The sequence below is a fragment of the Frigoribacterium sp. PhB107 genome (genome assembly GCF_003751515.1).
Taxonomy (GTDB): domain Bacteria; phylum Actinomycetota; class Actinomycetes; order Actinomycetales; family Microbacteriaceae; genus Frigoribacterium.
Map to the genome: position 1 here is coordinate 675,591 of NZ_RJKU01000002.1, position 25,415 is coordinate 701,005.

The following is a 25,415-nucleotide window of genomic DNA, read 5'->3' on the forward strand; positions in this document are numbered from 1 at the left end:
GAGGAGTCACATCGTGCCCACCGGCAAGGTCAAGTTCTACGACGACGAGAAGGGCTTCGGCTTCATCAGCAGCGATGACGGCCAAGAGGTCTTCCTCCACGCGTCCGCGCTGCCCGCCGGCACCGTCGGCGTCAAGGCGGGCACCCGCCTCGAGTACGGCATCGCCGACGGCAAGCGCGGTGCGCAGGCGCTCTCCGTGCGCGTGCTGGAGGCCGCCCCGAGCCTCGTCAAGCGCAGCCGACGCAGCGCCGACGACATGGCCGTCATCGTCGAGGACCTCGTGAAGGTGCTCGACCAGGCCGGCGGCGACCTGCGCCACGGCCGCTACCCGCAGAACGGCGCCAAGCTCGCCGTGCTGCTGCGCACCGTCGCGGACCAGTTCGATGCCTGACGCCGCCTCGATGCCTGACGGCGCCGCGACGCCCGACGCCGCCGCGACGCCCGACGCCGCCTCTACGCCCACCGCGGCGACGGACGGGCCCCGCACCTCGCCCTTCGCCGGGCTGGCCCGCACCGCCCTGCTCGAGATCACCCCCGACGAGACGATCGGCGCCGAGGCGCCCCCGGTCGACGAGGTCGACGGCGTCATCTCCGTCCGCTTCGCGACCCTGCTGCCCGGCTACCCCGGCTGGTTCTGGACGGTCAGCGTCGCCCAGGTCGAGGGCTCCGAGCCCACCGTCCTCGAGGTCGAGCTGCTGCCCGGCGACCATGCCCTGATCGCGCCCGACTGGGTGCCGTGGGCCGATCGCCTCGCCGAGATGAAGGCGCAGGAGGCGGGCGACGCGGACTCCGAGGACGACGAGTCGGACGACGACGACGACGACGATGAGGACTCGGACGACGACTCGGGCGAGGACGACGACTCGGACGACGACGAGTCGGACGACGATGACGACGACTCCGACGAGGACGACGGCCCACGGCCCGTCCACGGCGGCGACGTCGACGGCGTCGACATCGACGACCTGGACGACGAGGACGACTCCGACGAGGACGACTCCGACGACGAGGACTCCGACGGCGACGACTCCGACGGCGACGAGCCCGTCGTACCGGCCGCGCACCCCGAGGCGGACGCCGACGACGACTCGCACGACGGCGACTGGGACGGCGAGGACGAGGACCCGCTGCCTCGTCGACGTCGCTGACCTGGCCGACGCGGCCCGCGCCTCCTCGGCTCGGTCCTGCTGACGACCGGCGCTGCTGACGCACGGAGGCCCCGACACCTGCTGGTGTCGGGGCCTCCCGCGTGCGGGGGCGGTGCCTAGAGGGCGCCGACCACGTGCTCGATCGAGCGGATCAGCTGGCGCACGTCGTCGGGCTCGATGGCCGTGAAGGTCGCGACCCGCAGCTGGTTGCGGCCGAGCTTGCGGTACGGCTCGGTGTCGACGATGCCGTTCGCACGGAGGGTCGCGGCGATCGCGGCGGCGTCGATCGACTCGGCGAAGTCGATCGTCGCGACCACCTGCGAGCGGTGCGTCGGGTCGACGACGAAGGGCGTCGCGTACTCGGAGGCGGTGGCCCAGTCGTAGAGCGCTGACGACGACTCGCGGGTGCGCGCGTCGGCCCACGAGAGGCCGCCGTTCTCGAGCATCCAGCGGGTCTGGTCCTCGAGCAGCAGCAGCGTCGTGAGGGCCGGGGTGTTGAGCGTCTGGTCGAGCCGGGAGTTGTCGACGGCGTTCTTGAGGCTGAGGAACTCGGGGATGTACCGACCGCTCGCGGCGATCCGCTCGATCCGCTCGATCGCCGCGGGCGACATGAGGGCGAACCAGAGGCCGCCGTCGGAGGCGAAGTTCTTCTGCGGCGCGAAGTAGTAGACGTCGGCCTGCGAGGCGTCGAAGTCGATGCCGCCCGCGGCGCTCGTGGCGTCGACGACGGTGAGGGCGCCCGGGTCGCCCACGACGCGGGTGACCGGGGCCATGACGCCGGTCGAGGTCTCGTTGTGCGGCCAGGCGTAGACGTCGACCCCCTCGACGACCTCGATCTGGCTGAGCGAGCCGCCCTCCGCGGTGCGGACGACGGGAGCCTCGAGCCAGGGGGCGGCGACCGCCTTCGCGAACTTGGAGCCGAACTCGCCGAACGACAGGTTCTCGGCGCGCTTCTCGACGAGCCCGAACGCCGCTGCGTCCCAGAACGCCGTCGACCCGCCGTTGCCGAGCACGACCTCGTAGCCGTCGGGCAGGCGGAAGAGGTCGGCGAGGTCGGCGCGGACGCGGCCGACGAGCTGCTTCACGGGGGGCTGGCGGTGCGAGGTGCCGAGGATCGTGGCGCCGGCGGTGACGAGGTGCTCGAGCTGGGCGCCCCGGATCTTGGACGGGCCGCAGCCGAAGCGCCCGTCGCGGGGGAGGAGGTCAGTGGGAATCGAGAGGTCCGCCATGGCACGATCCTAGTGACGCGGCACGGGCGGCCCCGCGCAGCCGGTAAGCTGACGAGGTAGTCCACGCGTTCCACCGGGAGGCCCCTGTTGACCGATCTCGTCGACACCACTGAGATGTACCTGCGCACGATCCTCGATCTCGAAGAAGAGAACATCGTGCCCCTGCGGGCCCGCATCTCCGAGCGACTCGGCCACTCCGGCCCGACGGTGTCGCAGACGATCGCGCGCATGGAGCGCGACGGGCTCGTCGTCGTCTCCGGCGACCGCCACCTCGAGCTCACGCACGACGGCCGGTCGAAGGCGACCCACGTCATGCGCAAGCACCGCCTGGCCGAGCGCCTGCTCGCCGACGTGATCGGGCTCGACTGGGCCTACGTGCACGACGAGGCCTGCCGGTGGGAGCACGTGATGAGCGAGCAGGTCGAACGCCGTCTGCTCGAGATGCTCGACCACCCGACCGAGTCGCCCTACGGCAACCCGATCCCAGGTCTCGACGAGCTGGGCGACTCGCCTGCCGGCCGGTTCCTCGACGGTGTCGTCAACCTCGTGCAGGTGCTGGCCGAGAACCCCGAGGGCGTCACGCGCCCCGTGCGTCGCCTCGCCGAGCCCGTGCAGTTCGAGCCCGAGCTGCTCCAACAGCTGCAGGACGCGGGTGTGACCCCCGGTGGCGTCGCGACGGTCACGTCGGCCGGCGCCTACGTGCTCGTGAAGGTCGAGGGGCACGACGACGGCCTCGAGCTGCCGACCGAGGTCGCGCAGCACATCTACGTCTCGGCCTGAAGCCTCCCTCGTACCGGGGGTTCCCAGGTCACGTATAGGTTTCTGATTGCTGACGCAATGGCCGTTACCAATTCGAGACGAATATCCCTCTCCAGGATGATTTCCCGGCGGCGATGACGTAGCGTCGCAGGGTCCCCGAGCCAGGAATCCGGCCGCGGGGCCCGTGGCAGGACGTCTCGTGCATCCGTCTCCTGCCGTGAGAAGGCGATCTGACGTCGGACGGAGCACCTCCCTAGGGTGACGAGGCGCAGGAGACCCGACCTCTTGACCACTCCCGTTCTTCCCCCCGAAGGAGGCGGCAGCGCAGCCCAGCGCGCCGACTCCGCCGAGTTCCCCACCCGCTCTTCCGTGCGCCGTGCCGAGGCCGCCGCCGCGGCGGCCGCCTCCGGGCGTCGCGGCTCGGCGTCGTCCGTCCCCGCCGCGCGACGTGTGCTGCGCTCCGAGCTCGTCGCGCGCCGTGCCGCCGAGCACCACGCCTCGACGACCGCCGCCGCGGTGCCCGCGACCCGGTCGCGCCTGTCCGTCCGTCGCAGCGTCGTCAGCGTCACGGTCATGACCGTCACCGCGGGGCTCTTCGGCACGGTGGCGCTGCCCGCCTTCGCCCTCGACCAGGACGACCCGGCCACGAGCGAGGCAGCGGCAGCAGCCGCCGTCACCGATGCCCGGGTCGCCGGCGGGCAGACGCTCGCCGTCGACGCCGCCGTGACCGGGGTCGACGCCACCCGCGCCGACTGGTCGGCCACGTCGCAGGCCACGCTCGACGCCGCCGCGGCAGCGGCCGCCCAGGCGCTCGCCGCCCAGCAGCAGGCGGCGCAGGCCAGCGCGGCAGCCGCCGCGTCGTCGTCGGCCTCGTCGTCAGCCAGCTCGGCGGGCACCGGCTCCGGGTCGTCGCGCTCGATGGCCACCGAGGCCATCGCCTCCTCCGGGTCGACCGGACAGGCCGCCGTGTACCAGGCGGCCCTGCAGTACGTCGGCACGCCCTACGTCTTCGGCGGCGCCACGCCCGCCGGCTTCGACTGCTCCGGCTTCGTCATGTACGTCTACGCGAAGTTCGGCGTCTCGCTGCCGCACTCGGTCGGCAGCCAGGCCGCCCTCGGCACGACGATCTCGGCGTCCGAGGCGCGCCCCGGCGACGTCGTCGTCTTCAACGACGGCTCGCACGACGGCTTCTACGCGGGGAACGGGATGATCCTCGACGCGCCGAAGCCCGGCGGGTACGTGAGCGTGCGCCCGCTCTGGAGCAGCGCGGTGCACTACGTGCGCTACGCCGTCTAGGGGACGGCCGCCCGCCTCCTCGGCTCGGCTGCCGGTCGGGCAGCAGTGAACGAGCAGTGAAGAGCCGCCCCGCCCCTAGGCAGGGCGGCTCTCGCGGGTTAACCTGGCGATCTCGGAGTTCCGCTGAGACCAGGAGCGTCACATGAGCCGTACGACAGCCACCCGCACCATGGGTGCGCTGTCGCACGAGCACATACGACACACCGCCGTTCGATAGAGCACCGTCATCCGTGACGGTGCTTTTTTCGTCCCGTCGGCCTGCTGGCCCCCGCTGCCCCGAGAGCAGTCGAATCCCTGGAAGCCGTCCAGGGTGCTTCGAAAGGGAAAGCATGCGCACTCTCGTCCTCAACGCCGGCTTCGAGCCCCTCGCCGTCGTGTCGTTCCGTCGGGCCCTCGTGCTCGTCATGACCCAGAAGGCGACGGTCGTCTCGGCCGACGCCGACCATCCCGTGCTCGGCGCCGGGTTCGCCTTCGACCGGCCGTCGGTGATCGTGCTGACGCGCTACGTCCGCATCCCGCACGGTCGCACCGTGCCCGTCTCGCGCCGCGGGGTGCTGCGCCGCGACGCGCACCACTGCGCCTACTGCGGCCGGTCGGCGTCGACGATCGACCACGTGCAGCCGCGGTCGCGAGGAGGCGCCGACAGCTGGGAGAACCTGGTCGCGTGCTGCCTCCGCTGCAACAACGTCAAGAGCGACCGGACGCCGGCCGAGATGGGCTGGACCCTGCGCTGGCAGCCGAAGGCGCCGCACGGCGTCGGCTGGGTCGTGCGCGGCACCGACCGGCCGCAGGCGGAGTGGGACGAGTACCTCGCGGCGGCGTGAGCCGCGCTCCGCTGCTGCGGGGTTGCCCTTGCGAACCTCGTTCCGTTCAAAGAACCGCGTTGCAACGCGGTTCCTTGAACGGAACGCGGTTCTTCGGCGTCCCGAGGAGAGGCGGGCAGCAGGAGGTGCGGGTTCGGTAGACTCGTCCGGTCAGCCTCTGTAGCTCAATGGAAGAGCAGTTCCGTCCTAAGGAAAGGGTTGGGGGTTCGAGTCCCTCCAGGGGCACTGGAACACGGTGATCCGTACGCTGATCGGACGTGATGCGCCTGCGTCGTCCGACCATGATCGGCACGCAGGGGAGCGCCGCGGGGACGGATTCTCGCCCGACGACCACACCTTTGATCTCCCTCGACACTGATGGTTGACTGAGCCTCAACCAAGGGGAAGATCATGGAAACTGCTGCACGATCAGGGTGGGCGCGGTTCTGGGAACAGGGTCGATGGTGGAAGGCGCTGATCCTCGCCGTCGGCTACCTCGCGATCTACGAACCCGCGTCGTTCCTCATGGCACCCTTCGTGCCCTTCATCGGCGACGCCGGCTCAGTCAGCTACGTCCTCGTCCTCATCGTCGTCCCGGTCCTCATCGGCAGCCTGATCCTGGTCGGCTTCGGTGCGAGTCTCGGCTGGCTGCGAGGCCTCTTCGCACGGCAGGACGTCCCGGGCCGAGGCTGGATGTGGATCGCTGTCGCCGTCGTGCTGCTCTTCAACGTGCTGCGCTTCGCCAGCATCGACTACGAGGCAGCAGGCTTCGACTGGGTCGCCGCGTGGCTGCTGGCGGGACTCGTCATCGGCTTCTCGGAGGAAGTGCTGACTCGCGGGTACGTCGTCCGCATCATGCGCTCGGCCGGCCGCTCCGAGATCGCCGTCGGGCTCGTCTCCGCCGCGTTGTTCTCGCTGCTGCACGCGACCAACCTCTTGACCGGTCAGGCGCTCGTCCCCACCGTGCTGCAGATGCTCTACACGTTCTTCTTCGGCCTCTGCATGTACCTCGCCCTCCGGGTGACCGGAACGATCATCGCTCCGATCCTGCTGCACGCGAGCACCGACCCGAGCGTCTTCATGCAGGGCACCTACCCCGTGGAGGGCAGCGTGGGTTCCCTAGCGCAGCTCGGCAACATCGTCCTCGTCCTCGTCGGCGTGGTCCTGCTCGTCGTCTTCCTCCTGACCGAGCGCCGTGCGGCACATCATCGGCAGCCTGTGCCGGTCGATCGTGGTCACCTCGCCTGACCCGATGCGAGCGAGACCCACCACGAAGGGATCGGACATGTCGATGACGAACTCGGCCACTGACGGGAGCGTCGACCGCTGGGTGCCGGCCGACCGGCGCTTCGCCGGCATGGACCGGAAGACCCTGCTGCCCGCCGGCATCGTCCTGGCCTCCGCGGCCGTCATGCACTGGGGCATCCCCTGGGTCGACTCCCTGGTGTCCTACGAGGAGACCGTCCCCGCAGGGCAGACGATGACCCTCGGCGCCGGCGTGCAGTTCACGCCCCCGGCTGGCTGGGGCATCAGCCAGGGCGTCCTGACCGACGCGCTGCCCGCCGGAGGCAGCTACCCCGACACGGCGGCGGTGTTCACCGGGTCCACCTCGATCTCGGTCACCGCCGACGACTTCTCGGGCACACCCGAGCAGCTGCTCGAACAGATCCGCAGCATCGACCGGGGCGACAGCGCCATGGCCATCAGCGGCGCGGCGAGCTCGCTGACGACCGCGTCGGGCATCCCGGGCGTGATCAGCGAGTTCCAGGACGTCGGCGCGGACGGCGCGATCGGGGCGTTCACCGTCGACGGGGTCGGCATCGAGGTCGTCGTCCGCACGCCGGCGGACACCCCGACGACTCGAGCAGACCTGATCGGGGCGGCACTGTCGAGCATCCAGGCCGTGGAGGTGCCCACGTGATCCGACTGAACTTCCGGCCACGCCGACGTGCGAACGACGGGTCTCCGGTCGCTGCCGCCGTGTCGAGTGCCGAGCTCAGGCTCCTCCATGACGCACGATCAGACGTCGTCGCACGATCCGGCTGGGGCGAGCGCCTCACGGTCTACCAGCCTCGCAACGCGGCCTTCTGGGTCTTCTGGGTGCTCGCGCTGGGCGGAGCGTGGCACGCGGCCACCGTGTTCGGCAGTGCCGCGCGTCCCTTCGCCTCCACGGTCGTGATCGACGGCTTCATGCTGGCTCTCTACGGCGCGCTCTGCTGGTGGATCACCCACACGATGGACCGTTACTCCACCTTGCCTGCCGCCCTCGCCGTACACGCCGTGGTGTGGGGAGGCCTCGCGGCCACGTTCTTCTTCGCCATCCAGGCCAACGACGCAGTCTTGACGTTGTGGGGCAAGAACTTCGGCCAGACCTTCGCCGCCGACTGGGGCGCCGGGCTGACCGCCCCCGTGACCGAGGAGTTCTCCAAGGGCATCGGGCTCGTCCTCCTGGTCACGCTCGCGTCACGCGTCATCCGCACGACTTTCGACGCGTTCATCCTGGGGGCGTTCATCGGGCTCGGCTTCGAGGTCGTCGAGGATCTGCTCTACGTCACCCAGAGTGCCGGTGCCCAGTTCGGAACGGACCCCTTCCGGTCCGCCTTCTTCGTCCTCGTCCTTCGCCTCGTGACCGGCGTCGCGGGGCACCTCGCCTATTCGGCGATCTTCGCCACCGGTCTGTTCCTCCTGATCGGCAGCCCCGCCCAGCGGCGACGGGTCCTGCCCGGTGTCGGTCTGATGCTGCTCGCGATGCTCTTCCACAGCGCGTGGGACAGCGTCAGCGGGATTCTCGGACCCTTCGTGGACTGGAGCATCGTCCTGGAGCTGGGCATCATGGCTGCCGTCGGTGTCGCCGTCGTCCTGGTCTTCCGTTTCGCGGTGCGGCCGGAGAAGGACGACATGCGGACCGTCCTCGCCCCTGAGGTGGCCACGGGCGTCATCACCCGAGAGGAATCCGACGCCGCGTGCAGCACGCGCCACGCCAGGCGGAGGTTCGTCCGACGCGGTGCCACCCGGCAGGAGAGGCGCGCTCGGGGCGCCCTGCTCCGTGCTGTCGGCGACCTTGCACATGCCGTGCCCGATGCGGACGGGACCCGCGCCGACCGCGTCCGGCGCGACCTGGAGCGCATCCGAGGGGGAGCGGCGAGCTGAGCGCTCCGGGACCGACAGCCCGCTGAGACGGGCGCCGACGTCGGCGGCTCCGATGTTCACGCACTCTTCACCGGTCCTGGCGCCTCCTTCGCTTGAGTTGTGTACCTATGTGGGTCACGGTGGTCTAGCTGTCTACCTCGCTTGATCACCGACTGAGAAGGACCCCCATGAGAACACCCCGCAAGACGACCGTGCTCGCCGCAGGGATCGTCGCTGCCACGCTCGCCGCGACCGCGGTGCCGACCGCGGCCTCCGCCGCCGTCGACACCTCCCGCCACGTCGTCGTCATCGGCGTCGACGGACTCCTGTTCGACAAGATCGCCCCCGTCGCGGCGCCGAACCTCGACGCGATGATCGCCTCCGGGTACTCGAGCAAGACCAGCCTCTACGGCTCGCCCATGTCGAGCACGTTCTCGGGGCCCGGCTGGGCGACGAGCCTCAGCGGCGTGTGGCCCGACAAGCACAAGGTCACCAGCAACAGCTGGTCGGGCAGCAGCATCGCCTCCTACCCCGATTTCCTCTCACGCCTCGAGGCCGCGGACCGTGGGGTGAGCACCTACGCCGCCGTGACCTGGGCGCCGATCGTGGACGGCTCCGCCGGGCCCGCGCTCGTCGGCTCGGCAGTCGACCGGCGCTACGCCTCGACGGGCGACGCCGACACGGCCGCCACTGCCGCCTCCTACCTCGGCAGCACGGGCCCGAACGCGTCGTTCATCCACTTCGACGACGTCGACCACGCCGGCCACGACCACGGAGCCGCGTCGCAGCAGTACCTCGACGCGGTCACCGAGGTCGACGGCCTGATCGGGAAGCTCCGCGCCGCGGTCGCCGCTCGACCGGGAGCCGCCTCCGAGTCGTGGTCGTTCATCGTCACGTCCGACCACGGCCACACCGACTCCGGCGGACACGGCGGGAACAGCGCAGCCGAGCGGGCCTCGTTCATCATCAAGACCGGTCCCGGCATCACCAAGACGACCCCCACGATCGCGCCGAAGAACGTCGACATCGCCGCGGACGTGCTCTCGACCTTCGGCGTGGCCGTGCCGTCCGTCCTCGACGGCCGACCGCTCGCGACCGCGTCGACCGACCCCTTCGACACGCGGGCGGGCAGCCTCCAGGGCAGGGTCGACGAGACGGGCATCCCGGCCGGCACCCTCGGCTGGACGAAGACGTTCCCCTCTGGCTGGACTGTCGACAACTCCGGCATGGGCACGGGAGGCGTCACCGAGTGGCGGGGCTGGTCGCTGACCACCGACCCCTTCTGGACCGCCACCGAGACAGGCCAGCAGCGCGAGACCAACGTCCGTGCCCGTGGCGTCTTCGCCGTCGCCGACAGCGACGAGTGGGCCGACAAGAGCAGGTCGGGCACGTTCACCAGCCTCATGACGTCGCAGGCGTACTCGGTCGCGGGCAAGACGAGCACGACCGTCTCCTTCGGCTCGCACTACCGCAAGGAGGGCGCGGAGACGGCGTCCGTGCTCGTCTCGTTCGACGGTGGCACCTGGCGCAACGTCACGACGTACACGGCCGACCGCATCGCTGCCGTCGATCGTCACGTAGTGAGCGTTCCCGCCGGCGCCTCCTCGATGCGGGTGCGGTTCTCGCTGACGAACGGGGACAACAACTGGTTCTGGGCGGTCGACGACCTGCAGGTCCGCTGACGCCGACGACGAGACGGCGGGGTGCGGCGATGCTGCGCCCCGCTGCGGTGAGCGCGCGCGACCTAGGTCGTCGTCACGCCCGGGCTGCTCTACCCAGCGTTGATCTGCTGACGGCCTGGCGGTCCGCCTCGGGGTCGCTCCTTGCGGCAAGCGCGGCTTCGGCCTCGCTGCGCGCTTCTGGACGACACGACTGCGGTCAGAGGAACTTGCTGTCTGGTCGGCGGTGACACCATGTTGAAGCGAAGCCCACGCTTACCCCACGCAATGCGTGGGACGAGGTGGGACACCAGGGGTCAAGGTGGGTGATGCCCGTGCGGACTCTTCGGCCCCAGACCGGCTCGGTGCCAGGGAATCGGCTGTCTGGCAAGGATCTCGGCTTGGGCCATCCCTAAGGAAAGGGTTGGGGGTTCGAGTCCCTCCAGGGGCACTCCCTCGCTGACGCTCGCGGCGCCCCTTCCGGGACTCGAACCCCCGCGGCCCGATGACGCTGCGCGTCATCCCCGTCCAGGGGCACTCCCTCGCTGACGCTCGCGGCGCCCCTTCCGGGACTCGAACCCCCGCGGCCCGATGACGCTGCGCGTCATCCCCGTCCAGGGGCACTCCCTCGCTGACGCTCGCGGTGNNNNTGAACGCTCGCGGCGCCCCTTCCGGGACTCGAACCCCCGCGGCCCGATGACGCTGCGCGTCATCCCCGTCCAGGGGCACTCCCTCGCTGACGCTCGCGGTGCCCCTTCCGGGACTCGAACCCCCGCGGCCCGATGACCCTGCGCGTCATCCCCGTCCAGGGGCACTCCCTCGCTGACGCTCGCGGTGCCCCTTCCGGGACTCGAACCCCCGCGGCCCGATGACCCTGCGCGTCATCCCCGTCCAGGGGCACTCCCTCGCGGGTGCGTGAACCTGCGGTCGACGGGCGGCTACCGGCTCGGCGAGTCCGGCAGCGTCACGGCGTACTTGAAGCCGACGTGCGAGTCGACGAAGCCGAGCCTCAGGTAGAAGCGGTGAGCATCGGTGCGCGCGGCGTCCGACGTCAGCTGCACCAGGGGCGTGCGGAGCTCGACGGCGGCCCCGTCGACCACCCATCGCATCAGCGCGCTGCCGATGCCGGACGAGCGCTCCGTGCTCGCGACACGGACCGCCTCGACGAGCAACCGGGTGCTGCCCCGTCGGGCCATGCCGGGGACGACCGTCAGCTGCAGCGTCCCGACGACCGCCCCGTCCCGATCCTGGGCGACGACGAGGTCGTTGCTCGGGTCGTCGACGATGCGACCGAGCGCCGACGCGTACGCGTCCACGTCCTCGTCGCCGGCGACGTCGCCTCGGCCTGCGCTGACCGGGTCGTCGGCCAGCAGCCGGATGACGGCGTGGAGGTCGTCCGGCACCGCTCGTCGGACGAGCACGTCGGCGCCACGGGCCGAGACGACGACGGGGAGGCTCAGGCCGCTGATCATGGTCCATTCTCTCTGCACGCGTCCACGGCGGAAGGGAGTCGGTGCGGAGCGCTCAGGTCAGGTGCGCTCAGGCCCGGTCCGCGAGCCAGTCCCTGATCGTGCCGGCGACCTCGTCCAGGTGCGACTCGAGGAGGAAGTGCCCGCCGTCGACGAGCTCCACCCGAGCCTCGGGGGAGTCCTCGAGGAACGCGCTCGCGCCCGCAGCGGCGAAGATCTCGTCGTTGCGTCCCCAGATGGCCAGGACGGGGACGCCGGAGGTGCGGAGCCAGTCGTGGACCGCCGGGTACAGGGCGCGGTTGGTCGCGTAGTCGCGGAAGAGGTCGAGCTGGACGTCGTCCTGTCCGGGGCGGGCGAGGAGCGCGAGGTCGTGCTCCCAGGCGTCGGGGTCGACGGTCGTGGGGTCGGACACGCCGTGGGTGTACTGCCACTCGACGGCCTCCCGCCCGAGCGCGGGGCGGAGCGCGTCCCGGGTCTCGCCGGTCCGCTCGGCGCCGTCGGCCCAGATCCCGTCCCAGAAGCTCGGCACGAAGCCGTCCTCGTAGGCGTTGCCGTTCTGGGTGATGACGCCCGTGACGGCCGCGGGGTCTGCGAGGGCGAGACGCCAGCCGATCGGGGCGCCATAGTCCTGGACGTAGACCGTGTACCGCTCGATCCCGAGCGTGGAGAGGAACCGTCCAGTCACGGCGGCGAGGGCCTCGAAGGTGTAGTCGAACTCGTCGGTCGACGGGGCCGACGAGCGACCGAAGCCGAGGTGGTCGGGTGCCACCACGCGGTACCGGTCGGCCAGCGCCGGGATGAGGTGCCGGAACATGTGGGAGCTCGACGGGTACCCGTGCAGGAGGAGCAGCACGGGGGCGTCGGCGGGCCCGGCCTCCCGGTAGAACACGTCGTGCCCGTCGACGGAGACGGTGCGGTGGTGGACGGCGACCATGAGTAACCTCTTTGAATTGTTTTACCGGTTAGGCGACGGTAGCATGGGTCAGGTCGCGCCGGACGGGTGCGAGGAGACGAGGACCGATGCTGACGGACGAAGAGCTGCTGCTGGCCGTGCTCAACAGCGCCCCGGTGGTGGACGGGCACGCGACGGACGACCTCGAGGGCGACCACGGTCGCGAACTGGCCCGGAGCTGGGGAGGCGTCGGCTCGGTCGACGAGGTCGCTCAGCTCCGCCGGGCTCGCGCGGCCCTCCAGGCCGTGATCCGCGGGGCAGGGCCCGAGGCGGTCGACGAGCTCGCGCGCGTGGTCGAGGGGGCGGTGCGCACGCCTCGCGTCACGCCCGAGGGCGTGGTCTGGGACCTCGCCGCGGCGGACGACGACCGCCTCGCGACCACGGCCGTCCTGGCGTGGTCACACGTCGCCGAGCAGTTCCCGGGTCGCGTCCGCGCCTGCGCGAACGACGAGTGCAACCTGTTCCTCGTCGACCACAGTCGCCCCGGCACCGCGAAGTGGTGCTCCATGGCGACCTGCGGCAACAGGATGAAGGCCCGAGCGCACGCCGGTCGTCTCCGGGCCTGACAGGGGCGCTCGTCTGGTCCGCGACACGCCCGGGATGTAGACAGCGACACGCCCGGGCTGTACTGTCGCCTCTCGTGCCGACAGTCGGCACGCCCGTCGCCTCGTCGACGTCGAGCACCCCGAGAGGGAGGACCGCACCGTGTCGAACCGCACCATGACCGACAGCCGTGCACCGCGCCTCCTCGACGGCCGTGGCCCTGCCTGGTATCTCGCGCAGCACGCACTGCCCGAGCAGCAGCAGACCACCCTGCTCGAACTCGACACCCTCTCGTAGGCCGCCCGCGTCACCCGACGCCCCGCGCCCACGAGGGCCGGGGCGCATCTCTCGCATCCACCGACACTGCAGGGTCGGCGTGCGTCCGTCCGCCCCGGACGACGACACCCCACCCCACAGAGGACCGAGAGGACCATGGAGAAGATCACTGCCCGGCTGTTCAGCTGGGCCAGCCTGCTCGAGGAGAAGACCGAGCAGCAGGCCAGGACGACGTCGACGATGCCGTTCATCTACCCGCACCTCGCGCTGATGCCCGACGCCCACCTGGGCCTCGGCGCCACCGTCGGGTCGGTGATCCCGACGCTCGGCGCCGTGATGCCGGCCGCCGTCGGCGTCGACATCGGCTGCGGCATGATCGCCGTGCGCACGCAGTTCACGGCGGCCGACCTGCCGACCGACCGCAAGCCGCTGCGCGAGCAGATCGAGCGGGCTGTGCCGACCTCGGCCGGCGCCTACAACCGCAAGGTCGTCGCGACCGCCGAGCCGCGCATAGCCGAGCTCGAGGCGCTGGCGGCCGAGGCCGCCTTCGACCCGGCCTCGTACGCCCGCACCTGGCAGCTGCAGCTCGGCACGCTGGGCAGCGGCAACCACTTCATCGAGGTCAGCCTCGACGAGACGGACGCCGTCTGGCTGTTCCTGCACTCGGGCAGCCGGGGCGTCGGCAACAAGATCGCCCAGGCGCACATCAAGGTCGCCCAGGCGGCCATGAAGCGCTGGTGGATCACGCTGCCCGACCCTGACCTCGCCTACCTCGTCGAGGGCACGGCCGAGTTCGACCGGTACATCGCCGAGCTCGGCTGGGCACAGCGCTTCGCCCTGCTCAACCGCGAGGAGATGATGGACAGGGTGGTGCGCCAGTTCGCCGACTGGGTCGGCGCGCCCGTGGAGGAGCAGGAGCGGATCAACTGCCACCACAACTTCACTCAGCGCGAGCGGCACTTCGGCAAGGACGTGTGGCTCAGCCGCAAGGGCGCCATCTCGGCGAGGGCGGGGCAGGCCGGGCTGGTCCCCGGCAGCATGGGCACCGCCTCCTACGTGGTCGAGGGCAAGGGGAACCCCGTCGCCCTCGAGTCGTCGCCGCACGGCGCCGGCCGGGCGTACTCGCGGAGCGCGGCCCGCAAGGCGTTCACGCACGACGAGCTCCGCGCCGCGATGGAGGGGATCGAGTACCGCGACACCGACGCGTTCCTCGACGAGATCCCCGCGGCGTACAAGCCGATCGACCAGGTGATGGCCGACGCGGCGGAGCTCGTCACGATCCGGCACACGCTGCGCCAGATCGTCAACGTGAAGGGCGACTAGCGGGGCACCGAGGAGGTGCGGGCCGGGTCACCGGGACCCGGTCGGCACCTCCCGGGGCCAAGACAGCGACGGTGCTGCGGGGGACCCCTCCCCAGGGCTGACTTCCCTGCCCGTGATCCCCACTGCCCGGTCGGGGGCCTGCGCCGGCGGCGTCGCGCGTGACAGGGTCGTGGTGACCCCGGCCCCGATCTCGAGGAGACCCGCCCATGCCGACCACGTTCCCGTTCGGCCGCGTCAGGCCGATCATGCTCCGGGTGGTGATCGCCTCCCTCGTGGTGGCGGCGGTCGTGGCCATCGTCTCGATCGCCACGGCGAACTTCGGCGACACCTCGTGGCGCCTGATCGGCACAGCCGTGCTCTTCACGGCCTTCGCCCTCTTCTCCTGGTACGACGCAGACGTGTCGTCCCGGCGCAGCTCGGCCTTCGCCGTCGTCAGCTTCAGCGTCTCGATCTACCTGTTCGTCGCGGGCATGGCGAAGATCTGGGCTCCGGCACGGACGCTCGCCGACCCGGACGGCTACGCCCCGTGGTCGCCGTTCGACGGGTTCCTCGGCTGGGTGCTCCTCGCCGTGATCGCGCGGGTGGCGCTGTTGCACGTGCACCTCGTGCTGGCCATCGGGGCTCGCCTCCGGTACCGCGTCATGTCCGTGGTCACGACGGTGACGCTCGTGCTCGTGGGCACGTTGGCCGCGCTGCTCACCCTGCCGGTGCTGTTCACGTGGTTCGACGTCCACGAGACGTACTGGCGCGCGGTCGGCGTCGTGGCCGTGCTCGACGCCCTCGGCACGGTGCTCGTGCCGCTCGGGTACCAGCTGTTCGCCGGGGTGTCGCCGCGGGGTGGGTCCGAGCTTGGCACAGCCCGGGCCGGTGTGACGTCGGTGCCGTCCGAGCAGCAGGCAGGTGCGTGGACGACGGGCGCACCTGGTCCCGAGGCCGAGTCTGCCGCCTCCTCGTCGGGGTTCCGGCCGCCCGCGACGGCGTACGCGCGCCCGGGGCAGCGGTCGCTCCAGTGGCCGCGCTACGACGACGGCACGCTGCTGCCGGTGGGGGCCGACGGCGGCCCGGACTTCCGAGGGGTCGTCGGGTACGACGACTGGGCACAGCAGCAGCAGGGCTCCGGGAGCCGCCCGCTGTGAGGCGAGGACGACCGGGGAGGCAGACTGGTCCCATGACGCGCACCTCTGATGTTGCCGGCACGACGACCCCCAGGACCGGCCCCTTCCGCGGCGGCGGCCCGTCAGCTCGGGCGGACCGGCGGATCGGGCAGCGCGACCTCACCGAGTGGCGCAGCCCGGCGGGGCGGCGGCTCGCGTCGCAGCACCGCGAGATCGCCAAGCGCGTCGGCGCCCGCCGGGCGCTCGTCGGCACGCTCGCCGTGGGCGGGAGCGTCCTCGCCGCGGCGACCGTGGGGGCCGCCTACATCTACGACGGAGTCACCGACCGCGACGGCATCGGCCGCCTCGACCGGCCGGCGCTGGAGAAGGCGAAGGCGCTGCGCTCGCCCGTCGTCAACGGCGCGGCCGCGACCATCGCCCACGTCTTCGGCCCGATCGCCATGCCGCTGCTCACCGTCAGCGCGGCGGTGGCCTTCGGCGTGCGCGACCGGCGGGCCAACCCCGTGACGCTGATCGTGGCCGCGGGAGCCGGGTCGCTCGCCATGACGCTGATCGGCAAGAAGCTGATCGCCCGCAACCGGCCGCCGCAGCACGAGGCCATCCCGCCCTTCGAGAAGTCGCCGTCGTTCCCGTCGGGGCACACGCTCAACACGACGACGATCCTCGGCGTTCTCGCCTACCTCGTGGCCCTGCGGCAGGAGAAGAACGGTCCCCAGGTGGCCGTCATCGGCGGGGCGGCCGCCGCTGCGGTCACCGTCGGCCTCTCGCGGGTGCTGCTCGGAGCGCACTGGTTCACCGACGTCGCCGTCGGCTGGGTGACCGGCACCGGCTGGCTCTCGCTGATCATCACGAGCCACCGGCTCTACCTCAGCGCCCAGGACGACGCGGAGATCGCCGAGTAGCCGAGCCGAGCCGAGCCGAGCCCGGCCCGGCCTCGGCCCGCTGTGGGCGGGTCTCCCTCGTCTCAGTCGAGTATCGCGTACGCCTCGAGCTCGACCAGGACGTCGGGCTCGAAGAGGAAGTCGACGCCGATCGCCGACACCGGGGGCAGGGGAGTCGGCAGGTCGAGCTCGTCGGCGACCAGCGCGATGCCGGCCGTGAAGTCGGCGAACATCTCGGGCGTCGAGCCGGTGAGGAAGAAGCGGAGCCGGACGACGTCCGAGAAATCGGCCCCGGCGGCGGCGAGCCCGCGGTGCGCGTTGCGGAGCACCTGGGCCACCTGCTGCGCGAGGTCGCCGGGGAACAGGCGGCGGCCCTCGCCGTCGCGCGCGATCTGGCCCGCGACGTGCACGTGCCGGGAGCCGGTCGCGATCGAGACGTGGTCGTAGGGGACGGGTTGGAACATGCCCTCGGGGCTCAGGGTCTGGACGGTCATCTCAGGGCTTCCTCTCGTGGCACGACGCGAGGGGCGACGCCGTTCGTCGCGGGTCGTCGTGGTTCCCTCTGTCTACCTGGTGCACGAGAGGCACCTCAACGAGACTAGGTGGCATGGACGACACCGCCTCCCCTGCCGGCCCCGAGCTGCTGCACGTCGACGCCCCGCACCGCGAGCTGCTCGACGAGCTGCTCGACAAGTGGTCGCTGCAGGTGCTCGACCAGCTCTGCGAGCGTCCGCTCCGCTTCAACGAGCTGCGCCGAGTCGTGCCCGCGGTCGGCCAGAAGTCGCTGACGGCCACGCTCCGTCGGCTCGAGCGCAACGGGATGGTCGAGCGCGTCGTGCTGCAGACCAGGCCGATCGCCGTCGAGTACCGCATCGCCCCGATCGGCGACTCGCTCAACGAGCTCGTCGACGCCCTGCTGACCTGGACGAGCCGGAACCTGCCCGAGGTCGAGCGCGCACGCGCCCGCTACGACGCCGAGACGGACGCCTAGGCGCCGGCTGCAGGGGCACCAGGGCTCTCGGGGACGTCGAGTCGCCTAGAAGACAGCAGTCACGGCCAGGGCCAGCACCGCCACCAGGGCGATCGCCGCGACGACCCGCGACGTGCCCATGACGAGTCGGCGCCGGCGCCCGGGGACCCAGTCGTCGTCGTCCGCGTCACGCAGTTCGGGCGGCAGCTCGGCCTCGCGAAGCCGGGCGGCGCGCTCCCGGCGCTGCCGCTCGGCGGCCTCGCGCTCCCGCTGCCGCAGCGCCTCGACCTCGCGGTCGTGCTCGAGGTAGAGCTCGAGCTCGCGGTGCCGCTCCTCCGACCAGGCGTCCAGGTCGGACGCAGGAGGCGCCTCCTGGGCGACCGCGTCGGTCACCGGGCGTTCCCGCCCCGCCTCGCGCGCCTCCTCGGCCGGTCCCGTCGCGGGACCGCCCTCGGGCAGGTCGGCAGGCAGGTCGTCGGGGTGACCGTCGTGTCGCATGGGGGTCCTTCGCGCCGGGGACGTGCGGGGAGCAGCGTGCACGGACAGCGTACGTCGCGGCTGCTCCACACGGGAGACACGCACCCGGCTGGGAACGGTCTCCGAGGTCCTGCGTCGGGAGCCGTGCATCCGGGGTGCCCGGGGGAGCAGTGTGGGCGGAGCACCACCCCCGCTCGACTCGTGTCGGCCCAGGCCGACGGACGGAAGGAGCCACTCGTGGCCGACAGCACCAGCACCACCCATCACGACGACGTCGCCAAGCTCGCGAAGCTGCTCGGCGACTTCGACTTCGCGATGCTCACCACCATCGACGAGAAGGGGGCCCTCGTGGGGCACCCGATGACCCTGCAGGAGACGGAGTTCGACGGCGACCTCTGGTTCATCGTCGGCCTCGGCTCGACGGCCGTCGCGCACCTCCAGCGCAAGGACACCGTCGGCGTCACCCTCAGCGCCCGCGACTCGTGGGTCTCGCTCGCCGGCACCGCAGCCGTCGTCGACGACCACGCGAAGCTCGAGCAGCTCTGGAACAGCCGCGTCGAGGCGTGGTTCCCCGAGGGCCCGTCCGACCCGACCGTGGGACTCGTCAAGTTCTCCGCCGACAGCGCCGAGTACTGGGACAGCCCCGGCGGCAAGGTCGCCTCGGCCCTCTCGTTCGTCAAGTCGAAGGTGACCGGCGACGCGCTGGACGCCGACAACCAGAAGATCGAGCTCTAGGCGCACCGCTCGCTCGTGCAGGGCCCCGGGTCGTCGCCGACCCGGGGCCCTCGTGCGTGGTTGACTGCCGAGGTGCCGCGCCCATCGGCACGGGACCGGGGAGGCGCACGTGACTGCACCGCCGCCGGCCGACCCGGGGGACGCCGACCTGCGAGTCGAGGAGGTGACGGCCCGGCCGGTGCACCTGCGCTGGCGGCCGCTCGGCCTCGTCGTCGTCGGGGGGACCCTCGGCACCGGGGCCCGGGAGGCGCTGGCCCTGACCTTCCCTGCGGCGCCCGGCACGCTGCCCGTCACCATCGCCGTGATCAACGTCGTGGGCTCGTTCGCGCTCGGCCTGCTGCTCGAGTCGCTGCTGCGTCGCGGGCCCGACCGCGGACGCCGCCGGGACCTCCGCCTGTTCGTCGGCACGGGGGTGCTCGGCGGCTTCACGACGTACAGCGCGCTCGCCGTCGACACGGGGCTGCTGCTCGACGGTCACGCCGGCGTCGCCCTCGCGTACGCGCTCGGGTCGGTCGTCGCCGGGGCGCTCGCCGTGGCCGGCGGCATCGTGTCGGGGGCGGCGCTCGCCCGCGGTCCCGGTCGAGACCGCTCCCGTGCGCGCCCGGACCGGCGGCACGACTCGTGATCGCCCCCTGGCTGTTCGTGGCCGTGGCACTCGCCGGCGGCGTCGGCGCCGCGCTGCGGCTCGTCGTCGACGGGGTCGTCCGCGCGGCCGTGTCGACTCGCCTGCCGCTCGCCACACCGGTGATCAACGTGGGGGGCTCGTTCGTGCTCGGCCTGCTCACCGGTCTCGCCGCCTCCTCGGCTCTCGCACCCGGGTGGCTGCTCGTGCTCGGGGGCGGCCTGATGGGCGGCTACACGACCTTCAGCACGGCCAGCGTCGAGACCGTGCGGCTGCTCGCCGAGCGCCGCTGGGGGCCGGGTGTCGTGTACGGGCTCGGCGTGCTCGTGCTGGCCGTCGCGGCCGGCGTGCTCGGCGTCCTGCTCCGCTCGGCCTGAGCGCCGAGACCCGCCCACAGCTTCGGGACCGACGCCTCCGGCAGGATGACCGCATGAGCCCGAAGCCCGTCGTCCTGTTCGTCTGCGTCCACAACGCGGGGAGGTCGCAGATGGCCGCCGGCTTCATGCGGTCGCTCTCGGACGGCACCGTCGAGGTGCGGTCGGGCGGCAGCGAGCCCGGCGAGAGCATCAACCCGGTCGCCGTGCAGGCGATGGCCGAGGTCGGCATCGACATCTCGACGGCGGTGCCGCAGCTGATGACGACCGAGCAGGTCCACGCCTCCGACGCCGTCGTGACGATGGGCTGCGGCGACGTCTGCCCGATCTTCCCCGGCAAGCGCTATGAGGACTGGGAGCTCGCCGACCCGGCCGGCCAGGGCATCGACGCCGTCCGGCCGATCCGTGACGACATCCGCGGCCGCGTGGAGCGGCTGCTCGCCGAGCTGCGGAGCTGACTCCCGCCCGGACGACGTCGAGAGCGGATCAGCTGAAGCGCTGGAGGAGCTCCTGGATGAACGGGCCGACGTCACGTGCCTGGTCGACGCCCGCCAGCGCGGTCGCGAGCAGGGGCCAGAGCGACACGAGCAGCGTCGAGATCACGGCGGCGACGCCGAGCACCCACGCGAGCACCCCGTTGCGGACCACGAGGACCAGCGCCAGCAGCACGACAGCGAGCAGGTAGCCGACCACGGCGGCCGCGGCGATCGAGCCGACCGGCACGTCGAGTGCCCCGGCGGTGCCGCCGTCGGCCGCCCCGATGAGACCGAGGACGGGCACGAAGACGCCCACCACGACCAGGAAGCAGAGCACCGCGGAGGTGACGAGCGCTGCCCAGACGGCACGGGGCCGAGCCCGTCGGGTGGACATGGTGGTGCGTCCGAACATGGTCGTCGCCTCTCGCGGTCAGGTGGTGGAGGTGCTGCGGGTCAGCGGGCGGAGGCGCCCTGGTCGTCCGTGTCGCCGTCGCGGAGAGCGTCGTCCACCGTGTCGACGACGACGGTGGTGTCGCCGTCCTCGACGGTGACCGTCACGGTCGTGCCGTCGGGCACGTCGGTGACGACGTCGTCCGAGGTCGACGAGGAGGCGTCGCCCGCGTTCTCGACACGGTCGCGGTCCTGCTCGTCGCCAGCCCGGTCGGACGCGTCCGACAGGGAGTCGAGGGCGTCGGCGGCGCGGGTGCGGGCGGCGTCCAGCAGGTCGCCGGCGGCGTCCTTCGCGTCGGAGGCAGCGCCTCCTGCGCTCGCTGCGGCGTCGTCGCCGCGACGGCTCGCCTCGTCGCGGAGGTCGCGGGCCTGGTCGCCGAGCTCGTCGGCCTTGCGGCTCGCCTGCTGACCGAGCTCGTCGGCCTTGTCGGACGCGGCCTCGCGGACCTCGTCGGCCTTGTCGGCGACCTGCGCGGCCTTCTCCTGGATCGTGTCCGAGGCCTTGTCGGCCCCCTCCTTCAGGGCGTCGCCCACCTGACCAGCACGGTCGGCGACGGTGTCGCGGACCTGCCCGGCCTTGGCCTTCGCCGAGTCGCGGGCGTCGGCGAGGGCGGCCTTGCGCTTCTCGGCGGCCGCCTGGCGACGCGCCTCGTCGGCCTCGTCGAACGGGCCGTGCACGTCGGTGACGGCCACGTCGACCGTGACGGCCTCGTCGCCGACCTGTCCGACGGCGTGCTGCACGGCGGTGCGGACGTGGTCGGCGACGTCGGTCACCTTCGCGGGGTACTCGGCCACGACCGACACCTCGACCAGCAGGCCGGCGTCGGTGGTGCTCGTGCGGATGCCGGGGGTGGAGGTGGCGCCGACGGCGGTTCGGAGGGCGCCGGCGACGCGGGTGGCCGTGGTGCCCAGCGCGTGGACGCCGGTGGTGCCGAGGGCGGTCACGGCGATCATGCGGTGCAGGGCCTGCTCGGGCGTCTCCGCCTCGGCGGGGCCTGCGTCGTCGAGGTCGATGGGGGTCACGTGGTGCGCGGAGTCGGTCACGAGGGGCCGTCCTTCCTGGAGGGTGCGGATCGGGGGGTCCGGAGTCTGGGGGGAGCGCCGGTGGCGTCTCCCGGGCGTCGAGGTCGACGTGGTGGCCGAGGTCGGCCTGGCGGTCGAGGTCGACGCGGTCGTCCCGGGCGGGACGCGGACGGCCCCCGCCCTCGTGTGAGAGCGAGGGCCGTCCGGGGTGGTGCGGGGTGGTGCGGCGTCAGTCGAGGCGGGTGGCCGACGACATCTGCGTGCGGAGGCCGCCGTTGATCTGCACGACCACCGGCGTGACCGTGCCGAGCAGCTCGTCCCAGCGGACGACGGCCTCGTCGACGGCGCGACGGAGGTCGACTGGCGAGGCGCCGCGGCGGGCGTCCACGGTCACGCGGAGGACGTTCTCGCCCTTGACGCGGAACGCGACGACGTCGGCGGCGAGGACGCCCGGCGTGTTCGACAGGGCCTCCTCGAGCACGTTCGCGGCGACCTTCGCGTCGACGACCACGTGGCCGCCGGTCGGCGAGTGGCTGCCGTCCGACTCGGAGAGGTCGAGCAGCGTGCTCGTGCGGCCGCCGCCCTGACGGACGATGAACGCGACGAGCAGGACGATCAGCACGGCGCAGACCGCGGCCGTGACCCAGAGGATCCAGACCTGGCCGCCCGAGAGGGCGTCGGTCACCGGGCCGGTCGCGTCGGACGCGCCGTCCGAGACCGTCTGCTGGACGTCGGGCCAGAGTGCGCCCACCGCGACGGCAGCGCCGGCGAAGAGGAGCACGAGGCCCACGAGGAACACGACGAAGCGGTTGAGACCGCGGTTGGTGTCGTTCATCGACCGACCTTGCCCTTCTTCTTGGACAGCTTCACGCGGGGGCGGAGCGCCGGGGTGTAGTCGTAGCCGGAGATCTCGTCGCGGACCGCCTCCTCGATGCTGCGGAGGTCGGCGGTGCGTCCCGTGACGGGGTCGATCTCGACCAGCGCGACCCTCTTGCCGACGCTGACGTTCACCCGGTCGGGGTGGACGTCGCCGGCGAAGCTGGCGGTGCGGGCGAGCGAGCGGGCGATGACCCGGTCGTCGACGACGGCTGCGGTGCGGTCGGCACCGGCGGCACGGCGTCCACGGCGACCGGGGGCGAGCGACACGACGATCAGCACGAGGCCGATGATCGCGACGACGACGCCGATCGCGGTGAGGGCGCCGACGGGGGCGCCGGCTGCTCCGAGCACGGCCGAGGCGGCGTCGGCGGGAGCGACCAGGAGGGGCGCGGTGCCGACGGCGGCCAGGACGGACTCGGTGCCGATCCAGGCGAACACCAGGATGAGCAGCACGGCGAGGGTGACGGCGATGCCGGACCTCGACGAGTGCGTCTCCCGGCGGAGGATGCGGCGGTAGGTGGTGCTGGTGCTCATGAGACCCGCCTCCTCTGGCTGAGCTCGGCGCCGGTGATCTGCAGGTCGACGCGTTCTACCTCGGTGCCGGTGAGCTGGCGGACCCGCTCCCGGATGGTGGTCTGGGCCGACGTGAGCCGGTCCAGCAGGGTGCCCGACGCGCGGTTCGGCAGGCCGAGCGGCGTGATGCGCACGGGTGCCTTGGCGACGAGGGTGAGCCCGCCGTCTCGGTCGGTCAGCTCCACGGACACGTCGGACGACTTGGCGTCCAGTGCCTCCGCGGTGACGGCCGACACCACACGGCGCACGGCGCGCGACGTGATCACGGTGCGGCCGTGGGAGGCCTGGTCGGCCGTCACCGCCGCGGTCACGAGGACCGCCGCCCGCGGAGGGCGTCCGCGACACCGCGGACGTCCAGCTTGCCCTCGGTGAAGCGACCGACGAAGTAGCCGATCACGATCGCCAGGGCGACCAGGAGGAGGCCTCCGAAGCCGAACTGCAGGGCCGCCAGCGCGAGGACCGCGCCGACGAGCATGCCTCTATTCGTCGCAGTCATTACTGGACGCGGCTGTCGTCGGAGTCGTTGTCGTCCTCGGAGGGGATGTACACGTCGGAGACGGTGACGTTGACCTCGGTGACCTCCATGCCGACGACCTGCGAGATGGCGTCGGTGACGGACGAGCGGACCTCGTCGGCGACCTGCTGCAGGTCGACGGGGTACTCGGCGACGATGACGATGTCGGCAGCGACCTGCTTCTCGCCGACCTCGACCGAGACGCCCTGGCCGCGGTCCTGCTGGTTGATGGCGTTGCGGATCGCGCCGATGGCACGGGCAGCGCCGTTGCCCAGGTCGTGCACGCCGGGGACCTGGCGGGCGGCGATGCCGGCGACCTTCGAGACGACGCCGTCGGCGATCGTGTTCTTGCCCGCAGCGTCGGAGGTGTGCTTCGCGACGGAGTTGGTGGCGGGGGCGACGTTGGTCATGTGGTGCTCCTCAGTTCGTGGTGTGCGTGGGTTGTTCGTGTGGACGACCTGGTGGTCGTCCGGGGCCCCGGTGTGGGACTCATCATTCAGACGCATCGAGAGCTGGCGGTGTCACGGTCGGTCAGCTTGCTCTCAGCATCCGGGGAGGCGGGGCTCGTTTTCTGGACGAGGGCCGTCGCCTCCTGGCTGGGGGAGGCCCTAGCGGGCCAGGGTGTCGCGGGGGTACTCGCCGAAGCGGGCCAGGTAGGCGGCCGAGAAGCGGCCCAGGTTGCCGAAGCCCCACCGCCGCGCCACCTCGGAGACGAGCGCCTCGCGGGGCGACGCGTCGAGCAGCTCCCGGTGGGCGCGGTCGAGCCGCACCTGCCGGAGGTAGCTGGTCGGCGACATCCCGAGGTGCGTGCTCATGGCCTGCTGCAGCGTCCGCGTGTGCATGCCGACGGCGTTCGCCACGTCCGCCGGCGTGATGGCCTGGTCGGCGTACGCGTGGACGTACTCGGCCGCCTCGCGGAGCCGGGCCGTGCGCGGCGTGCGGATGCTGCGCGGCACGTCGACGGCGCGCCACGGGAACAGGTCGAGCATCGCCCGCGCGAACGTGAGCTGCCCCTCGAGGCGGGTCAGCGGGGGGACGTCCTCGTCGACGACGGCCGCCGTGGCCCCCGAGACGCTGATCCGCCAGGCCGTGAGGGCCTCGGCCGACAGCGTCGGCCCGGGCTGGAAGAGGACGCGCTGCGGCGGACCGCCGTGCCGCTCGGTCGCGACCTGCTCGAGGAACTCCGCCGAGGCGTGCACCAGCGAGTTGCGGTGCGGCGTCAGGGTGAACGAGAACGACGTCTCGGCCGGCAGCAGGAACGGCTCGCCGCCGATGCTCGCGAACGAGCCGCCACGGCTGGCGAGGGTGCCGCTGCCGTGGCGGAACCACGACATGACGTACTCGGTCGACCAGGGCACCTCGCCCTGGAGGTGGCCCGTGATCGTCGAGGTGCGCAGGCTCAGCCGGTCGTCGCCGGCCGACGCGTAGCGCCAGCGGAACGGCTCGGTGCTGGTGCGGACCCGGAACCGGCGACCGCCGTAGAGCTCCTCGAGCCGGGCGGCGGCCTCGCCGAGCTCGTCGCCGCCGTCCTCGGAGCGGACGTGGCGGCGGGGGGAGTCGTCGTGGGCGGCGGTGATCGCCCGGTCGGCGGTCGTGGGGGCGTCGGCGTCGGTGGTGGGTCGCGCCGTGGTGACGGGTCCTGTGCTCGTCGTGGTCATGCGTGGTCCTCTCGGTGCTCTGCCCTGCTGCGCGCGCCTCCTGGTGAGGGGCTCGTGCACCTCTGAGACGTCCGCCGAGGCGA

33 protein-coding genes and 1 tRNA gene are annotated in these 25,415 nt (G+C 72.1%); 20 read left to right on the plus strand and 14 right to left on the minus strand.

The genetic code is table 11. The features are described from left to right. Window positions 1–13: 13 nt before the first annotated feature. Together EDF18_RS11405 and EDF18_RS11410 are read left to right on the plus strand one after the other, a co-directional pair. Window positions 14–391: a cold-shock protein gene (locus EDF18_RS11405; RefSeq protein WP_123547905.1), complete on the plus strand. Its 378-nt coding sequence runs from the start codon at window positions 14–16 to the stop codon at window positions 389–391. Next, window positions 384–1,148, plus strand: coding sequence for a DUF3027 domain-containing protein (locus tag EDF18_RS11410; RefSeq protein WP_123547906.1), 765 nt, complete (start codon window positions 384–386; stop codon window positions 1,146–1,148). Before EDF18_RS11405 ends, EDF18_RS11410 begins: the two co-directional genes overlap by 8 nt. Window positions 1,149–1,264: 116 nt before the next feature. Here EDF18_RS11410 and serC read toward each other — a convergent pair whose 3' ends face one another. Further along, window positions 1,265–2,377, minus strand: coding sequence for a phosphoserine transaminase (gene serC, locus EDF18_RS11415; protein WP_123547907.1), 1,113 nt, complete (start codon window positions 2,375–2,377; stop codon window positions 1,265–1,267). Window positions 2,378–2,464: 87 nt separating this feature from the next. On the opposite strand from serC, the gene EDF18_RS11420 reads away from it, so the two are divergent. The 6 genes from EDF18_RS11420 (at window position 2,465) to EDF18_RS11445 (ending at window position 7,156) form a co-directional block, all read left to right on the plus strand. Then, window positions 2,465–3,157, plus strand: a complete 693-nt coding sequence (locus EDF18_RS11420) for a metal-dependent transcriptional regulator (protein ID WP_123547908.1) — start codon at window positions 2,465–2,467, stop codon at window positions 3,155–3,157. Between the two features lie 264 nt (window positions 3,158–3,421). Then, complete coding sequence (locus EDF18_RS11425) at window positions 3,422–4,432, plus strand: C40 family peptidase (RefSeq protein WP_148050091.1); 1,011 nt, start codon at window positions 3,422–3,424, stop codon at window positions 4,430–4,432. A gap of 329 nt (window positions 4,433–4,761) precedes the next feature. Continuing rightward, window positions 4,762–5,256 carry an HNH endonuclease gene (locus EDF18_RS11430; protein ID WP_123547910.1) on the plus strand — a complete coding sequence of 165 codons (495 nt, stop codon included), beginning with the start codon at window positions 4,762–4,764 and terminating at the stop codon, window positions 5,254–5,256. Between the two features lie 153 nt (window positions 5,257–5,409). Next, window positions 5,410–5,481 (plus strand) — tRNA-Arg (locus EDF18_RS11435). A 165-nt stretch (window positions 5,482–5,646) separates the two neighbouring features. Continuing rightward, window positions 5,647–6,483 carry a CPBP family intramembrane glutamic endopeptidase gene (locus EDF18_RS11440; RefSeq protein ID WP_123547911.1) on the plus strand — a complete coding sequence of 279 codons (837 nt, stop codon included), beginning with the start codon at window positions 5,647–5,649 and terminating at the stop codon, window positions 6,481–6,483. 37 nt (window positions 6,484–6,520) lie between these two features. Further along, window positions 6,521–7,156 carry a hypothetical protein gene (locus EDF18_RS11445; protein ID WP_123547912.1) on the plus strand — a complete coding sequence of 212 codons (636 nt, stop codon included), beginning with the start codon at window positions 6,521–6,523 and terminating at the stop codon, window positions 7,154–7,156. 142 nt (window positions 7,157–7,298) lie between these two features. On the opposite strand, the gene EDF18_RS16710 is transcribed toward EDF18_RS11445, so the two are convergent. After that, window positions 7,299–7,427 (minus strand): hypothetical protein, encoded by a 129-nt coding sequence (locus EDF18_RS16710; protein WP_255416187.1) that lies wholly within the window; start codon window positions 7,425–7,427, stop codon window positions 7,299–7,301. On the opposite strand from EDF18_RS16710, the gene EDF18_RS11450 reads away from it, so the two are divergent. Then, window positions 7,411–8,385 carry a PrsW family intramembrane metalloprotease gene (locus tag EDF18_RS11450; RefSeq protein WP_148050092.1) on the plus strand — a complete coding sequence of 325 codons (975 nt, stop codon included), beginning with the start codon at window positions 7,411–7,413 and terminating at the stop codon, window positions 8,383–8,385. The genes EDF18_RS16710 and EDF18_RS11450 overlap by 17 nt on opposite strands. Window positions 8,386–8,552: 167 nt before the next feature. Beyond that, a complete protein-coding gene (locus tag EDF18_RS11455) occupies window positions 8,553–10,046 on the plus strand; it encodes an alkaline phosphatase family protein (RefSeq protein ID WP_199732425.1) in 1,494 nt (497 codons plus the stop codon). Between the two features lie 914 nt (window positions 10,047–10,960). On the opposite strand, the gene EDF18_RS11460 is transcribed toward EDF18_RS11455, so the two are convergent. After that, complete coding sequence (locus EDF18_RS11460) at window positions 10,961–11,494, minus strand: GNAT family N-acetyltransferase (RefSeq protein WP_123547915.1); 534 nt, start codon at window positions 11,492–11,494, stop codon at window positions 10,961–10,963. A gap of 67 nt (window positions 11,495–11,561) precedes the next feature. Then, window positions 11,562–12,425, minus strand: coding sequence for an alpha/beta fold hydrolase (locus EDF18_RS11465; RefSeq protein WP_123547916.1), 864 nt, complete (start codon window positions 12,423–12,425; stop codon window positions 11,562–11,564). A gap of 86 nt (window positions 12,426–12,511) precedes the next feature. On the opposite strand from EDF18_RS11465, the gene EDF18_RS11470 reads away from it, so the two are divergent. The 5 genes from EDF18_RS11470 (at window position 12,512) to EDF18_RS11485 (ending at window position 16,602) form a co-directional block, all read left to right on the plus strand. Further along, the gene (locus EDF18_RS11470; protein WP_123547917.1) at window positions 12,512–13,009 is read left to right on the plus strand and encodes a CGNR zinc finger domain-containing protein; all 498 of its coding nucleotides are present in this window, start codon (window positions 12,512–12,514) and stop codon (window positions 13,007–13,009) included. 139 nt (window positions 13,010–13,148) lie between these two features. Next, window positions 13,149–13,283 carry a hypothetical protein gene (locus tag EDF18_RS16715; protein ID WP_255416189.1) on the plus strand — a complete coding sequence of 45 codons (135 nt, stop codon included), beginning with the start codon at window positions 13,149–13,151 and terminating at the stop codon, window positions 13,281–13,283. Between the two features lie 135 nt (window positions 13,284–13,418). After that, window positions 13,419–14,585, plus strand: coding sequence for an RtcB family protein (locus EDF18_RS11475; protein ID WP_123547918.1), 1,167 nt, complete (start codon window positions 13,419–13,421; stop codon window positions 14,583–14,585). Window positions 14,586–14,791: 206 nt separating this feature from the next. After that, on the plus strand, window positions 14,792–15,721 hold the full coding sequence (locus EDF18_RS11480) for a hypothetical protein (protein ID WP_123547919.1): 930 nt from the start codon (window positions 14,792–14,794) through the stop codon (window positions 15,719–15,721). A 32-nt stretch (window positions 15,722–15,753) separates the two neighbouring features. Next, entirely contained in the window at window positions 15,754–16,602 is an 849-nt protein-coding gene (locus EDF18_RS11485; protein ID WP_123547920.1) for a phosphatase PAP2 family protein, read from the plus strand. Between the two features lie 62 nt (window positions 16,603–16,664). On the opposite strand, the gene EDF18_RS11490 is transcribed toward EDF18_RS11485, so the two are convergent. Beyond that, window positions 16,665–17,075 (minus strand): RidA family protein, encoded by a 411-nt coding sequence (locus EDF18_RS11490; RefSeq protein ID WP_123547921.1) that lies wholly within the window; start codon window positions 17,073–17,075, stop codon window positions 16,665–16,667. A gap of 113 nt (window positions 17,076–17,188) precedes the next feature. Here EDF18_RS11490 and EDF18_RS11495 point away from each other — a divergent pair, with 113 nt between their 5' ends. Further along, the gene (locus EDF18_RS11495) at window positions 17,189–17,572 is read left to right on the plus strand and encodes a helix-turn-helix domain-containing protein (protein WP_123547922.1); all 384 of its coding nucleotides are present in this window, start codon (window positions 17,189–17,191) and stop codon (window positions 17,570–17,572) included. Window positions 17,573–17,617: 45 nt separating this feature from the next. Here the strand turns inward: EDF18_RS11495 and EDF18_RS11500 are convergent, their stop codons facing one another. After that, the gene (locus EDF18_RS11500; protein ID WP_123547923.1) at window positions 17,618–18,049 is read right to left on the minus strand and encodes a hypothetical protein; all 432 of its coding nucleotides are present in this window, start codon (window positions 18,047–18,049) and stop codon (window positions 17,618–17,620) included. 216 nt (window positions 18,050–18,265) lie between these two features. Here EDF18_RS11500 and EDF18_RS11505 point away from each other — a divergent pair, with 216 nt between their 5' ends. From EDF18_RS11505 to EDF18_RS11520, 4 genes are all read left to right on the plus strand, one after another. Then, window positions 18,266–18,763 (plus strand): pyridoxamine 5'-phosphate oxidase family protein, encoded by a 498-nt coding sequence (locus EDF18_RS11505; RefSeq protein ID WP_123547924.1) that lies wholly within the window; start codon window positions 18,266–18,268, stop codon window positions 18,761–18,763. Between the two features lie 109 nt (window positions 18,764–18,872). Continuing rightward, window positions 18,873–19,388 (plus strand): CrcB family protein, encoded by a 516-nt coding sequence (locus EDF18_RS11510; RefSeq protein ID WP_233569102.1) that lies wholly within the window; start codon window positions 18,873–18,875, stop codon window positions 19,386–19,388. After that, window positions 19,388–19,762 carry a CrcB family protein gene (locus EDF18_RS11515; protein WP_123548309.1) on the plus strand — a complete coding sequence of 125 codons (375 nt, stop codon included), beginning with the start codon at window positions 19,388–19,390 and terminating at the stop codon, window positions 19,760–19,762. The genes EDF18_RS11510 and EDF18_RS11515 overlap by 1 nt, the downstream gene beginning before the upstream one ends. A 53-nt stretch (window positions 19,763–19,815) precedes the next feature. Beyond that, entirely contained in the window at window positions 19,816–20,217 is a 402-nt protein-coding gene (locus EDF18_RS11520) for an arsenate reductase ArsC (protein ID WP_123547925.1), read from the plus strand. 28 nt (window positions 20,218–20,245) lie between these two features. Here the strand turns inward: EDF18_RS11520 and EDF18_RS11525 are convergent, their stop codons facing one another. The 8 genes from EDF18_RS11525 to EDF18_RS11560 all read right to left on the minus strand — a co-directional run bounded on the left by EDF18_RS11525 (window position 20,246) and on the right by EDF18_RS11560 (window position 25,332). After that, window positions 20,246–20,647, minus strand: coding sequence for a hypothetical protein (locus EDF18_RS11525; protein ID WP_123547926.1), 402 nt, complete (start codon window positions 20,645–20,647; stop codon window positions 20,246–20,248). A gap of 41 nt (window positions 20,648–20,688) precedes the next feature. Continuing rightward, window positions 20,689–21,729, minus strand: a complete 1,041-nt coding sequence (locus EDF18_RS11530; protein ID WP_123547927.1) for an Asp23/Gls24 family envelope stress response protein — start codon at window positions 21,727–21,729, stop codon at window positions 20,689–20,691. 208 nt (window positions 21,730–21,937) lie between these two features. Next, entirely contained in the window at window positions 21,938–22,543 is a 606-nt protein-coding gene (locus tag EDF18_RS11535) for a hypothetical protein (RefSeq protein ID WP_123547928.1), read from the minus strand. Next, window positions 22,540–23,121 (minus strand): DUF6286 domain-containing protein, encoded by a 582-nt coding sequence (locus tag EDF18_RS11540; protein WP_123547929.1) that lies wholly within the window; start codon window positions 23,119–23,121, stop codon window positions 22,540–22,542. Before EDF18_RS11540 ends, EDF18_RS11535 begins: the two co-directional genes overlap by 4 nt. After that, complete coding sequence (locus tag EDF18_RS11545; protein WP_123547930.1) at window positions 23,118–23,471, minus strand: hypothetical protein; 354 nt, start codon at window positions 23,469–23,471, stop codon at window positions 23,118–23,120. Before EDF18_RS11545 ends, EDF18_RS11540 begins: the two co-directional genes overlap by 4 nt. Continuing rightward, a complete protein-coding gene (locus EDF18_RS11550; protein WP_369878311.1) occupies window positions 23,468–23,635 on the minus strand; it encodes a DUF2273 domain-containing protein in 168 nt (55 codons plus the stop codon). Before EDF18_RS11550 ends, EDF18_RS11545 begins: the two co-directional genes overlap by 4 nt. Before the next feature lie 20 nt (window positions 23,636–23,655). Next, window positions 23,656–24,084, minus strand: coding sequence for an Asp23/Gls24 family envelope stress response protein (locus EDF18_RS11555; protein WP_123547932.1), 429 nt, complete (start codon window positions 24,082–24,084; stop codon window positions 23,656–23,658). A gap of 198 nt (window positions 24,085–24,282) precedes the next feature. Further along, entirely contained in the window at window positions 24,283–25,332 is a 1,050-nt protein-coding gene (locus tag EDF18_RS11560) for a helix-turn-helix domain-containing protein (protein WP_123547933.1), read from the minus strand. Between the last annotated feature and the right edge of the window lie 83 nt (window positions 25,333–25,415).

Coding starts and splice junctions, on each gene's coding strand:
- EDF18_RS11550 (WP_369878311.1), bottom strand. CDS start 23,635: ATGCTCGTCGGCGCGGTCCTCGCGCTGGCGGCCCTGCAGTTCGGCTTC.
- EDF18_RS11475 (WP_123547918.1), top strand. CDS start 13,419: ATGGAGAAGATCACTGCCCGGCTGTTCAGCTGGGCCAGCCTGCTCGAG.
- EDF18_RS11560 (WP_123547933.1), bottom strand. CDS start 25,332: ATGACCACGACGAGCACAGGACCCGTCACCACGGCGCGACCCACCACC.
- EDF18_RS11480 (WP_123547919.1), top strand. CDS start 14,792: ATGCCGACCACGTTCCCGTTCGGCCGCGTCAGGCCGATCATGCTCCGG.
- EDF18_RS11410 (WP_123547906.1), top strand. CDS start 384: ATGCCTGACGCCGCCTCGATGCCTGACGGCGCCGCGACGCCCGACGCC.
- EDF18_RS11445 (WP_123547912.1), top strand. CDS start 6,521: ATGTCGATGACGAACTCGGCCACTGACGGGAGCGTCGACCGCTGGGTG.
- EDF18_RS11430 (WP_123547910.1), top strand. CDS start 4,762: ATGCGCACTCTCGTCCTCAACGCCGGCTTCGAGCCCCTCGCCGTCGTG.
- EDF18_RS11440 (WP_123547911.1), top strand. CDS start 5,647: ATGGAAACTGCTGCACGATCAGGGTGGGCGCGGTTCTGGGAACAGGGT.
- EDF18_RS11455 (WP_199732425.1), top strand. CDS start 8,553: ATGAGAACACCCCGCAAGACGACCGTGCTCGCCGCAGGGATCGTCGCT.
- EDF18_RS11555 (WP_123547932.1), bottom strand. CDS start 24,084: ATGACCAACGTCGCCCCCGCCACCAACTCCGTCGCGAAGCACACCTCC.
- EDF18_RS11465 (WP_123547916.1), bottom strand. CDS start 12,425: ATGGTCGCCGTCCACCACCGCACCGTCTCCGTCGACGGGCACGACGTG.
- EDF18_RS11540 (WP_123547929.1), bottom strand. CDS start 23,121: ATGAGCACCAGCACCACCTACCGCCGCATCCTCCGCCGGGAGACGCAC.
- EDF18_RS11535 (WP_123547928.1), bottom strand. CDS start 22,543: ATGAACGACACCAACCGCGGTCTCAACCGCTTCGTCGTGTTCCTCGTG.
- EDF18_RS11470 (WP_123547917.1), top strand. CDS start 12,512: ATGCTGACGGACGAAGAGCTGCTGCTGGCCGTGCTCAACAGCGCCCCG.
- EDF18_RS11485 (WP_123547920.1), top strand. CDS start 15,754: ATGACGCGCACCTCTGATGTTGCCGGCACGACGACCCCCAGGACCGGC.
- EDF18_RS11460 (WP_123547915.1), bottom strand. CDS start 11,494: ATGATCAGCGGCCTGAGCCTCCCCGTCGTCGTCTCGGCCCGTGGCGCC.
- serC (WP_123547907.1), bottom strand. CDS start 2,377: ATGGCGGACCTCTCGATTCCCACTGACCTCCTCCCCCGCGACGGGCGC.
- EDF18_RS16710 (WP_255416187.1), bottom strand. CDS start 7,427: ATGAAGCCGTCGATCACGACCGTGGAGGCGAAGGGACGCGCGGCACTG.
- EDF18_RS11525 (WP_123547926.1), bottom strand. CDS start 20,647: ATGTTCGGACGCACCACCATGTCCACCCGACGGGCTCGGCCCCGTGCC.
- EDF18_RS11500 (WP_123547923.1), bottom strand. CDS start 18,049: ATGCGACACGACGGTCACCCCGACGACCTGCCTGCCGACCTGCCCGAG.
- EDF18_RS11490 (WP_123547921.1), bottom strand. CDS start 17,075: ATGACCGTCCAGACCCTGAGCCCCGAGGGCATGTTCCAACCCGTCCCC.
- EDF18_RS11495 (WP_123547922.1), top strand. CDS start 17,189: ATGGACGACACCGCCTCCCCTGCCGGCCCCGAGCTGCTGCACGTCGAC.
- EDF18_RS11520 (WP_123547925.1), top strand. CDS start 19,816: ATGAGCCCGAAGCCCGTCGTCCTGTTCGTCTGCGTCCACAACGCGGGG.